Genomic DNA, 10,866 nt, shown 5'->3' with positions numbered 1-10,866 from the left:
GACGAAGCCGGCGAGGTCGACCACGGCGCCCGCGACGAGCGGCCCGAGCACCCCGCCGAGGTCGCTCACCATCGAATACGCCGCGACCACGTTGCCGCCCGGCCGCTGGGCGAGCACATCGGCGAGCACCGCCTGCTGGCCGGGGTTCACGAGGGCCGACCCGGCGCCCGCGACGAACATGATGGCCATCGCAGCCCACATGCCGGGTGAGGCCGGGAACGCGAAATAGGCCACGGCCAGGATCGACATGCCCGTGATCAGCAGCGGGCGCCGGCCCACCGTGTCGGTCCAGCGGCCCGAGGGGAAGATCAGGAGCGCGTTGCCGGCCGCGTACGCGGAGAGCACCCAGGCCGCCTGCGCGGCATCCCCCTGGAAGGCGATCGCGACGAAGATCGGGATCACCGAGATGCGGACGCCGAAGGCGACCCAGCCGAAGGCGAAGACCGAGAGCAGCAGCGAGCGGTACTGGGGGATCCGCAGCGCCGCTGCCAGCGAGAGGGTGTCGTCGGCGTCGCCCGCGGCCCTCACCGCAGCGAAGGGGGAGTTCCGCAGCGCGACCGCGACGATGATCGCCGCGACGACGAGGGTGAAGAAGTAGAAGATGAACGGTGCGCGGAGGCCGAACGCCGCCACGAGCCCGCCGAAGACCGGGCCGAGCAGGTTGCCGAGCAGGAAGCCGGCCGCGTTCAGGCTGGCCACCCGGCCGCGTGCATCGGGCGGGCTGACCTTCACCAGCAGTGCGGTCGCCGAGACCGTGAACATCGCCGATCCCACGCCTCCGAGGCCGCGCAGCACGATGAGCTGCGCGTAGTCCAGTGCGAAGGCCGCCGCACCCGTGGAGGCCGCGACGATGAGGATGCCGATCGTGTAGGTGCGCCGCTCGCCGAGCCTGCCGACCACCCAGCCGCCGACGGGAGCGCCGACGATGCGCATGAGTGCGAAGGCGCTGACGATCGCCGAGGCGGCGAAGGCGTTCACGCCGAACTCGAGCGCGAACTGCGGGATCGCCGGGGCGACCACACCGTAGCCGAGCGCGACGGCGAAGCCTCCGGCGACGAGTGCCCAGACCTCGAACGGAAGCTTCACCCGCTCGGGGCGGGCTTCGGGAGCGGCGGGCACCCGTCGAGTCTATCCGTGCGATCCGGCACGCCATTCGGCGACAGGGCTCGCCGAGATCACGGCCGGACGGCCCCGTGCACGCGCGCCGCTTCGTCGTGCGAGAGGCCCGCCTGCACGACGCCCTCCGCCAGTGACCCGGCCGCCTCGATCACCGCGGGCAGTCGTTCCTTCGCTCCGAGCCCGCCGGTAGCGATCAGCCCGGCCAGCGCAGTCCGAGCGAGGACTCGACCCGCGCCCGCTCGGCGTCCGGATCGAAATCGGCGACCGGCCACTCCGGGCCGATGCGGTGCAGTTCCGAGATGACGATCCGCTGCACCGCCGCCCGGGCGTACCACTTGCGATTCGCGGGCACGACGAACCAGGGCGCGTGCGGTGCGTTCGTGCGCTCGATCGCGATCTGGAAGGCGTTCATGTACTCGGGCCACAGCAGCCGCTCGTCCACGTCGCCCGGGTTGTACTTCCAGTGCTTGTCCGGGTCTGCCAGGCGATCGAGCAGGCGCTCCGCCTGCTCCTCGGGCGAGACGTGCAGCACGATCTTGACGATGCGGACGCCGTCGTCGGCGATGCGCCGCTCGAAGTCGGCGATCGCGTCGTAGCGCCGCTCGATCTCTTCGGGCGGTGCGAGGCCCCGTACCCGCTGGATCAGCACATCCTCGTAGTGGGAACGGTCGAACAGTCCGATCAGGCCGGGACCGGGCACGCGCGGCTCGACCCGCCAGAGGAAGTCATGCGCGCGTTCCTCCGCCGTCGGAGCCTTGAACGCCGAGAGCGCGAGTCCGTAGGGTTCGAGCAGCGCGAAGACGTGGTTCACGACGCCGCCCTTGCCTGCCGCGTCCATCGCCTGCAGCACCACGAGCAGGCGATCCTTCGCGCCGAGCCGGCTCTGCGCGAAGAGCTTCTCCTGCAGCTCGCGCAGCTCCTGCGCGCTCCGGGCGAGCTCGGCTGCGCCGGCAGTCTTGTCCGCAGTCGCGCCGGGGGTCGCGTCGGGATCCACGTCCCGCAGTTCGAAGCCGGGGCCGGCGCGGAGCAGGCCCTGCGGTTCGGCGTTCCAGAAGGCCGGTGCCGGTTTCGCCATGGTGTGCTCCTTCGCTGCCCGGGCGATCGGGGAGTGCGTTCGTGCCCGTTCGGCCTCATCCTACGGCCCGGTAGCGCTGCCGCCCGGGGCACAGGTGGCGCCGCGCGGCAGGGTGTGGGAGGCGTAGGCTGGGGCCATGGTGCAGTATCGATATCTCGGAAACAGCGGTCTCAAGATCTCGGAGATCACTCTCGGCAACTGGGTCACCCACGCCTCGCAGGTCTCCGACGATGCGGCGATCGCGACCGTCCAAGCGGCGCTCGATGCCGGGATCACCACGTTCGACACGGCCGACGTCTACGCGAACACCGCGGCGGAATCCGTGCTGGGCCGCGCGCTCGCCGGGCAGCGGCGCGAGGGCCTCGAGATCTTCACCAAGGTGTACTTCCCGGTCGGACCGAAGGGACCGAACGATACGGGGCTCAGCCGCAAGCACATCTTCGAGTCGATCAACGGTTCGCTGCGCCGACTCGGCACCGACTATGTCGAGCTCTACCAGGCTCACCGCTACGATCACGAGACCCCGCTCGAGGAGACGATGCAGGCCTTCGCCGATGTCGTCCGCCAGGGCAAGGCGCTCTACATCGGAGTCTCGGAGTGGACCGCGGAGCAACTGCGCGAGGGGCATGCCCTGGCGCAGCAGCTCGGCTTCCAGCTCATCTCGAATCAGCCGCAGTACTCGATGCTGTGGCGGGTGATCGAGGGGAAGGTCGTCCCGACCTCCGAGGAGCTCGGGATCTCGCAGATCGTGTGGTCGCCGATGGCGCAGGGCGTGCTCTCCGGCAAGTACCTGCCGGGGCGACCGGTGCCCGCCGGCTCGCGGGCGACCGATGAGAAAAGCGGTGCGCACTTCATCGAGAAGTTCCTGCGCGACGAGGTGCTGGAGGCCGTGCAGCGGCTCGCGCCGATCGCAGCGGAGGTCGGCCTGACCCTGCCGCAGCTGGCGATCGCCTGGGTGCTGCAGAACCCGAACATCGCCGCCGCGCTGGTCGGCGCCTCGCGGCCGGAGCAGCTCGCCGACACCGTCAAGGCATCGGGTGTCACGCTCGACGCGGGAACGCTCGCCGCGATCGACGCCGCGCTCGGCGAGGTGGTCTACTCGGATCCCGAGGACACCTACACGGTGTCGCCCGCGCGTCGCCTGGCGTAACCGACCGCACCGCGCAGTGTACGCTCGGTGTGTCGCCTCCATAGCTCAGCTGGATAGAGCGCGGGCCTTCTAATCCCGATGTCGCAGGTTCGAGTCCTGCTGGGGGCACCGGAGCGGCGGAGCTCGAACCCGGCCTCTCTTCTTCGGCGGAGGGTTCGAGCCTCTCCCGCTGGAGCCGGCGGGCGCGAGCAGCGCCGGTCATGAGCACCGCCGGCCATGAGCATCGTGGGCGGCACCCCTCCGACCCGGGCTATAGTGTGGGGTCGGTCGTGCAAGCGAGCCCGAAAAGGCAGGTGAGAGCGAGGGTCGATCAGATGAACAGCATCCCGTTCGCGGATCTCGACGAACTGCTCCACGCGATCCAGGATCGGATCGACGACGGAGACCTCGCGGCGGTGGTCGAGGCGGTCGCACCCGCGACCGCGGAGCAGATGACCGCCCTGTTCGAACGGCTCCCGCTGACGCAGCGGGCGGTCGTCTATCGGCTCCTCCCGAAGGAGCGCGCGATCGACCTGTTCGAGAGGCTCTCGCCGGGGATCCAGAGCGACCTCATCCGCGGGCTGCAGGACTCGGAGGTCGCAGCGATCTTCATCGATCTCGACCCGGACGACCGGGTCTGGCTGCTCGACGAGCTTCCCGCGGCCATCGCGCCGAGGCTGCTGCAGGGGCTGTCCGAGAAGGAACGACAGCTCACCGCCGGAGTACTGGGCTACCCCAAGGACTCGGTGGGGCGGCGCATGACGCCGGAATACGTCTCGATCCGTGCGGCATCCCGCGTCGCCGAGGCGCTGCGCCGCGTGCAGGATCGGCTCGACGAGGCGGAGACCGTGTACACCCTGCCGGTCCTGGACGGCGGCCGCGTCGTCGTGGGCGTCGTGAGCCTGCGCGATCTTCTCCGCGCCGACCCGGATGCGATCGTGACGGACGTCATGCGACCCGCGCAGGTCGTCACCGCGTACCGGGACGCGGAGGAGGCCGCTCGCGTCTGCACCGGGATGCGGCTGCTCGCCGTCCCGGTCGTCGACAAGGAGGCGCGGCTCGTCGGCATGCTCACCATCGACGACGCCGTCAAGATCCTCGAGCTCGAAGAGACCGAGGATGCGGCGCGCCAGGGCGGCGTCGAGCCGCTGCGTCGGCCCTATTTCGCGACTCCCGTGCGCTCGCTGGTCGCCTCGCGCATCGTCTGGCTGCTGGTGCTCGCGGTGGGGGCGACGCTCACCGTGCAGGTGCTGTCCGTATTCGAGGCAACCCTGGAGCAGGTGACGGTGCTGGCGCTCTTCGTGCCGCTCCTCATCGGAACCGGCGGCAACACCGGTAACCAGGCCGCGACGACGGTGACCCGCGCGCTCGCGCTCGGCGACGTGAGGCCGCGCGATCTCGGCCGGGTGCTGGCCAGAGAGCTCGGCGTCGGCATCGCTCTGGGCTCGCTCCTCGGGCTGCTCGGCGGAGGGATCACCGCCGTGGTCTACGATCCGCGGATCGGCTCGGTGATCGGGCTCACGCTGCTCGCCGTGTGCTCGATGGCGGCGACGATCGGCGGGATCATGCCGATGATCGCCCGGGTGCTGCGCGTCGACCCGGCCGTGTTCTCCAATCCGTTCATCACCACCTTCGTCGATGCGTCCGGGCTCGTGATCTACTTCCTGATCGCCAAGGCGATCCTGCAGATCTGAACCTGTCGGCGCGCCGTTCCGGTCGAGCCCCGCCGCCGCGAAGGCTCACACGAGCTGCGCGTCCACCGTGATCTCGGCGCCGGCGAACAGCCGGGACACCGGGCAGAGGCCGGCCGCCTCGTCGACGATGCCCGCGAAGGCTGCGGCGTCGAGCCCGGGCACGGTGCCTCGCACGGTGATCTTCGAGGTCGCGATGGTCGGCACGCCGTCCACCTCGTCGAGCGCGACCTCGGCGCCGACCTCGAGGCGTTCGGGAGGCGACTGATGCTGACCGAGCGTCAGCGCGAGCGCCATCGAGAAGCACGATGAGTGGGCCGCTGCGAGCAGCTCCTCCGGGCTGGACTTGCCGGCCGGCGCCACGGTGCGCGAGCCCCACGTGACCCGTTGCCCGTCGAGGACCCCGCTGCTGGTGTCCGCGAACGTGCCGTTCCCCGATTCGAGATCCCCGTCCCAGACGGTCGTCGCCGCGCGCGTCGCGATGCTCATGTCTCCTCCTTCGAGCGAATGATCGCCGGCCCGGCGACCCTATTTTTTACAGTATTGGCTGTGAAAAATACTCTACTCTCCGGTGCCGCTCCCGTACAGCGCGGCCGCGCCGCGCTCCTCCATCGTCCGCTCGTACTCCCAGGGGAGTAGGCGGAAATACACCCTCGGGAGCTGTTGCGCTGCGCCTCGGACGAGGAGGGTGGATGTCATGGCCAGATCCAGCACGTCGCCCCTCCCGCGGACCCTTCCGCGGACCGCCCTGCATACCCGACCGACGAGCACGCCGCATACGGCGAGCTCGATCGCGCGCTCGCAGAAGCGGCCTGCCCGATGAGGAAGCGCCTGGGCCGGCTGACGCGTCGCACCTGGGTGATCCTCGGGGTCGTCGCGGTGCTGCTCATCGGCGGCGGCACGAGCGCGATCGTCTGGTCGACCACGCGTCAGAGCGCCGAGGCGGCACCGACCACTCGGACCGTCACGGCCGGCCTCGAGACGATGGAGAAGACCGTCGAAGCGACCGGCGCGCTCACCCCGACGGTGCAGGAGGAAGCGGGGTTCGTCGCTTCCGGTACCGTCACGAAGGTCTACGTCGAAGCCGGCGACACCGTGAAGGAAGGGCAGAAGCTCGCAAAGGTCGACTCCCTGCAGGTGCGGGCGAACCTGCTGCAGGCGCGCGCCGACCTCGCCGAGGCCGAGGCGGACCTGGCCGGCGAGCAGGACTCCGCTGACGGCACCACGGCCTCCGACGCAAGGATCTCCGCCCGCGAATCGGCGGTTGCCGTTGCGGAGCAGAGCGTCGCCGACGCCGAGGAAGCCGTCGACGGAGTCGTGCTGCGCGCACCCGTTGCCGGCCTCATCACTGCGTCCGACCTGGCGGTCGGGGACGTCGTCACCGGATCGAACGGGTCCTCGAGCAGCGCAGGATCGGGCTCAGGATCGGGGTCGGGCTCGGGTTCCGGCACTCCTGGTGCGACGGGGTCCACCACGAGTTCTTCCTCGTCCGGCACCTCGTCATCCGGCACCTCGTCGTCCCCGTTCACGATCGTCGGCACCGACGCCTGGAGCGTATCGGTGAGCGTCGGCGAAACCGAGATCGGGCTGATCGAGACCGGCGACCAGGTGGAGCTCGAGACCGCGGACGGCACGCCGCTGTTCGGGGTGGTGAGCGAGGTCGGCAAGCTCCCCTCCACCACGTCGGGCACCGCGGCGTTCCCGGTCGAGATCGAGATCACGGGCGAGACCGAGAGGCTCTTCGACGGCACCTCGGTGACGGCGACCATCGTCTACGAGCGCCGCACCGATGTGCTGACCGTTCCGAGCGCGGCCATCACGACCTCCGAGGACGGCACGACGACCGTCACCCTGATCGATGCGGGCGGCGGCGAGGCCGAGCAGCCCGTGACCGTGGGCGAGGTCTCCGGCACGCTGACCGAGATCACCGACGGTCTCGCCGAGGGTGACCAGGTGCTGGTGACCGTGTTCACGCCCGGCGAGGGGAATACGGGCGGTGGCGGGAACGGCGCCGGCGCAGCGGGCGGCGGGCAGATCCCGGACTCCGGAGGCCGAGGCGGCTTCCCGAGCGGCGGTCCGCAGTGAGCGGCGCGGTGATACTGCACGAGGCATCCGAGGCATCGATGGCGACGGGCGCGGCGCGGCGAACCGGCGATCCGGTCATCGAGCTGACCGGCGCGCGCAAGACCTACCGCTCCGGCGACATCGAGTTCGAAGCGTTGCGCGGCATCGACTTCGGCATCCAGGCGGGAGAGTACGCGGCCATCATGGGCCCCTCGGGCTCCGGCAAGTCCACGCTGATGAACGCGCTCGGCTGCCTCGACACGCTCACGAGCGGGAGCTACCGCCTCGACGGCGTCGATGTCGAGGAGCTCCGGGACGACGAGCTCGCCGTGATCCGCAACCAGAAGATCGGCTTCGTCTTCCAGCAGTTCCACCTGCTGCCCGAGCTGACCGCGTGGCAGAACGTCGCGCTCCCGCTCATGTACGGCCGCGTCCCGCTCGCCGAGCGTCGCGAACGCGCCGCCGTGGCGCTGACGAAGGTCGGGCTCGGGGATCGCCTGGACAACCGGCCGGGAGAGCTCTCCGGCGGCCAGCAGCAGCGCGTGGCCGTCGCTCGCGCACTCGTCACCGAGCCGACCATGCTCCTGGCGGATGAGCCCACGGGCAACCTCGACACCACGTCGACGGAGGAGGTGCTCGCACTGTTCGACGAGCTCCACGCGGCCGGACGCACCATCGTTCTCATCACCCACGAGCAGGAGGTCGGAGCGCGCGCCGAGCGGATCGTCTGGGTGCGCGACGGCGTGATCGACCGAGACGAGGCGACCCGCCGATGAACTGGAGCGAGACACTTCATTCGAGCTGGGCCGCGGTGCGCGCGCACACGATGCGCTCGCTGCTCACCGTCCTCGGGATCCTGATCGGGATCGCGGCGGTGATCCTCACGGTCGGCCTCGGCCTCGGCACGCAGAAGGACGTGAGCGAGCAGATCAGCTCGCTCGGCAGCAACCTGCTGATCGTCTCCCCGGGATCGAGCACCGGCAGCGACGGGGCCCGCGGCGGCTTCGGCACGGGTACCACGCTGACGCGTGCGGATGCCGAGGCGCTCGAGAGCGGGATCGCGGCGCCCGATGTCGTCGCGGTCGCGGCGGAGAAATCCACGTCCCTGTCGCTCGAGGCCAACGACACGAACTGGACCACCACCGTCACCGGCACGACGGCGAGCTGGATCGACGTCCGTTCCCGGGAAGTCGCCTCGGGCGAGTTCATCACCGAGGAGCAGGATGCGGCCGGCGCCGCGGTCGTGGTGCTCGGATCGGAGACCGCCGAGGAACTCTTCGGCACACCGCGCGCCGTCGGATCCGCGGTCGCCATCGACGGCAAGACGTTCGAGGTGATCGGCGTGCTCGAGAGCGCAGGATCCGACTCCTCGAGCAACCTCGACGACATCGCCATCGTCCCGCTCTCGACAGCCGCGAACCAGCTGATCGGCGGCACGACCAGCCAGAGCGTTTCGACGATCTACCTGCAGGCGGCGTCGACCGACCGGCTCTCCGCGGCATACCAGCAGGCGAACCAGCTGCTGCTGAACCTGCACGGAATCACGGACGCCGACAGCGCCGACTTCTCGATCGACAGCCAGGACGCTCTGGTCTCGACCGCCACCAGCGTCTACCAGACCCTGACCGTGCTGCTCACCGGAATCGCCGCGCTGTCGCTGCTCGTCGGCGGCATCGGCGTCATGAACATCATGCTGGTCTCGGTGACCGAGCGGACGCGCGAGATCGGGCTGCGCAAGGCCCTCGGCGCCCCGGGGTGGGCGATCCGCCGCCAGTTCCTCACCGAAGCCGCGATCCTCGGACTCACCGGCGGTCTGGTCGGCGCGGTGCTCGGGATCGGAGCGGCGCTCGCGCTCCCGGGCGTGATCGGCAGCTCGATCGTCGTCTCGCCCGTCGCCGTCGTCCTCTCGCTCGTCGTGGCCGTCGGCATCGGCGTCGTCTTCGGCGTCTACCCGGCGACACGCGCGGCCAGACTCGCTCCGATCGACGCGCTCCGGGCCGAGTAGCCCCGGATCCGCACTGAACTCGACCAATCAGAGACAAGGACCCACCATGAGACTCGACCGTACCAAGACCTGCGCAGCTCTCGGACTGCTCGGTGCAGCCTCGCTCCTGCTGCTCGGCTGCTCCTCGACCGCGAGCGGAGCCGCACCGGCGGACGACGCCGCGCAGCAGCAGGAAGCCGGCCCCGGAACGGGCGCCGACCAGGGGCCGAGGGGGGTGAGCGGCAGCATCGCCGTGGTGCAGGACGGCCTGCTGCAGGTGCAGGACTCCGACTCCCAGACCGCCGTCGCCTACGACGACGACACGACGATCACGCAGCAGGTCTCCGCCTCCCTCGCCGACGTGGCCACCGGCGTGTGCATCACCGGCGTCTCCGACGTCTCCGGTGGTGAGGGATCCGAAGCGCTGACGACCGTCATGATCACCGATGCGGTCGGCGGCGAGTGCTCACCGGGATTCGGCGGCATGCGCGGCGGGGCGAACCCGGGGCAGGAGGGCGCGCCCGATGGTGCGGCGCCCCCCGAGGGCGGGGAGATGCCCGGGGGCATGCCGGAGGATATGCCGGAGCGGCCCGACGGTGCGGCGGGCGGCGGCTTCGGCGGCCTCTCGAGCGGCCTGGTGACGGCGGTCGCCGGCACCACGATCACGATCGAGGCGGCCTCGATGGACGGAACGACGGCCGAGCAGGAGGTCTCGGTCGACGACGCGACCGTCTTCACGAGGACGGAAGCCGCGACGAGCGAGGCCCTCGCCGCGGGCGTCTGCGTCGTCGCGATGGGCGAGTATGCGGGGGAGCAGTACGCGGCGTCGTCGCTGGCGCTCTCGGAGGCCGGGGACGAAGGCTGCACCTCCGGCTTCGGCGGGCGCGGGATGCCGGGGCGCGGGGGCGACGATGCGTGACGGGCAGGGCACCGGGCGTCGGATCGTGCCGAAGCTGCGCACGACCCTCTTCGCCGCCGGCGGCATTCTGACGGCCGGGGCACTGATTGTCGTCGGCACCAGCCTGGCCTCCGCACTCTCCTCAGGCGCGAGCTTCCGGACCGCCACCGCGGAGTCCGCCACGGTGACGGAGACCGTGAACGCCAACGGGACCGTCGCTTCGGCCACGCGCCGCGACCTCGCGTTCCAGACCGGCGGCACCGTGGAACGCGTGCGCGTCTCGGTCGGAGACACCGTCGCCGCCGGCGACACGCTGGCAGTGCTCGACCGGTCCGAGCTCGAGGAGGCGATCGCGGATGCCGAGCAGGCGGTCGCGGACGCCGAGCAGACGCTCGCAGAACACCAGGAGGCGCAGGCGACGGGCACCACCGATACCTCTGCGACGGTGTCGTCGAGTACAGCGGTGTCAAGCACAGCGGTGTCGAACATGACGACGTCGAACACCGTGATCTCCAACGCGGTCGCGTCGAACGCGGCGGTGCGGAAGTCGGCAGTGCAGAACACGGCAGCGACGGTCGACCCTGCCGTGACCGAGGCCAGGACGAAGGTCACTGATGCGCAGGAGGCGATGCTCACCGAGTACACGAGGGTGCAGGGCGAGATCGACACCACGGACGGACTCATCGCGACCGCGTCCGAGACCTGCCGGGTCTTCCTGCACGCGGCGCTGGCCGCAGGCGATGATGATTCGAGCGGCGGAGACGGATCCGGGGGAGCGGCGGAGGATCCCGGGACGGACCCGGGCACGGCCGCCGGGATGACGCTCGAGGAGGCGCAGGCCGCGCTCGCGGCCTGCCAGGCCGAGATCACGACCGTGCAGGCGGCCCAGGTCTCGATCGGCGAGGG

The 10,866-nt window shown here is 70.6% G+C and carries 11 protein-coding genes and 1 tRNA gene; 8 read left to right on the top strand and 4 right to left on the bottom strand.

What is annotated here, in order from left to right; all coding sequences use genetic code 11:
- Both ACFPZL_RS06450 and ACFPZL_RS06445 read right to left on the bottom strand, forming a co-directional pair.
- On the bottom strand, positions 1-1,119 hold a 1,119-nt coding region (locus ACFPZL_RS06450; RefSeq protein ID WP_382334913.1), incomplete at its 3' end, for an MFS transporter.
- Between the two features lie 193 nt (positions 1,120-1,312).
- Entirely contained in the window at positions 1,313-2,194 is an 882-nt protein-coding gene (locus tag ACFPZL_RS06445; RefSeq protein ID WP_218114837.1) for a PPK2 family polyphosphate kinase, read from the bottom strand.
- A 136-nt stretch (positions 2,195-2,330) separates the two neighbouring features.
- Between ACFPZL_RS06445 and ACFPZL_RS06440 the strand changes: the two genes are divergently transcribed.
- From ACFPZL_RS06440 to mgtE, 3 genes are all read left to right on the top strand, one after another.
- Positions 2,331-3,344: an aldo/keto reductase family protein gene (locus ACFPZL_RS06440; RefSeq protein ID WP_218114836.1), complete on the top strand. Its 1,014-nt coding sequence runs from the start codon at positions 2,331-2,333 to the stop codon at positions 3,342-3,344.
- 34 nt (positions 3,345-3,378) lie between these two features.
- A tRNA-Arg gene (locus ACFPZL_RS06435) sits at positions 3,379-3,452 on the top strand.
- Between the two features lie 206 nt (positions 3,453-3,658).
- Positions 3,659-5,017: a magnesium transporter gene (gene mgtE, locus ACFPZL_RS06430; protein ID WP_218114835.1), complete on the top strand. Its 1,359-nt coding sequence runs from the start codon at positions 3,659-3,661 to the stop codon at positions 5,015-5,017.
- Positions 5,018-5,062: 45 nt separating this feature from the next.
- Here the strand turns inward: mgtE and ACFPZL_RS06425 are convergent, their stop codons facing one another.
- Together ACFPZL_RS06425 and ACFPZL_RS06420 are read right to left on the bottom strand one after the other, a co-directional pair.
- On the bottom strand, positions 5,063-5,503 hold the full coding sequence (locus ACFPZL_RS06425; RefSeq protein WP_218114834.1) for an OsmC family peroxiredoxin: 441 nt from the start codon (positions 5,501-5,503) through the stop codon (positions 5,063-5,065).
- A gap of 72 nt (positions 5,504-5,575) precedes the next feature.
- Complete coding sequence (locus ACFPZL_RS06420) at positions 5,576-5,713, bottom strand: hypothetical protein (protein ID WP_218114833.1); 138 nt, start codon at positions 5,711-5,713, stop codon at positions 5,576-5,578.
- Positions 5,714-5,833: 120 nt separating this feature from the next.
- On the opposite strand from ACFPZL_RS06420, the gene ACFPZL_RS06415 reads away from it, so the two are divergent.
- From ACFPZL_RS06415 to ACFPZL_RS06395, 5 genes are all read left to right on the top strand, one after another.
- Positions 5,834-7,099 (top strand): efflux RND transporter periplasmic adaptor subunit, encoded by a 1,266-nt coding sequence (locus ACFPZL_RS06415; RefSeq protein WP_218114832.1) that lies wholly within the window; start codon positions 5,834-5,836, stop codon positions 7,097-7,099.
- A gap of 38 nt (positions 7,100-7,137) precedes the next feature.
- Positions 7,138-7,854, top strand: coding sequence for an ABC transporter ATP-binding protein (locus ACFPZL_RS06410; RefSeq protein ID WP_218114870.1), 717 nt, complete (start codon positions 7,138-7,140; stop codon positions 7,852-7,854).
- Positions 7,851-9,083 (top strand): ABC transporter permease, encoded by a 1,233-nt coding sequence (locus tag ACFPZL_RS06405; RefSeq protein ID WP_218114831.1) that lies wholly within the window; start codon positions 7,851-7,853, stop codon positions 9,081-9,083. Before ACFPZL_RS06410 ends, ACFPZL_RS06405 begins: the two co-directional genes overlap by 4 nt.
- Positions 9,084-9,129: 46 nt before the next feature.
- A complete protein-coding gene (locus tag ACFPZL_RS06400; RefSeq protein WP_218114830.1) occupies positions 9,130-9,981 on the top strand; it encodes a hypothetical protein in 852 nt (283 codons plus the stop codon).
- Positions 9,974-10,866, top strand: an 893-nt coding sequence (locus tag ACFPZL_RS06395) for an efflux RND transporter periplasmic adaptor subunit (protein ID WP_382334911.1), incomplete at its 3' end; no start/stop codon positions are given. The genes ACFPZL_RS06400 and ACFPZL_RS06395, both read left to right, overlap by 8 nt.

Origin of the sequence: Leucobacter soli (assembly GCF_042659205.1) — a bacterium.
GTDB lineage: Bacteria > Actinomycetota > Actinomycetes > Actinomycetales > Microbacteriaceae > Leucobacter > Leucobacter soli.
Note: the sequence above shows the minus strand (reverse complement) of the source record. Positions and strands in the feature narration are given on the sequence as shown.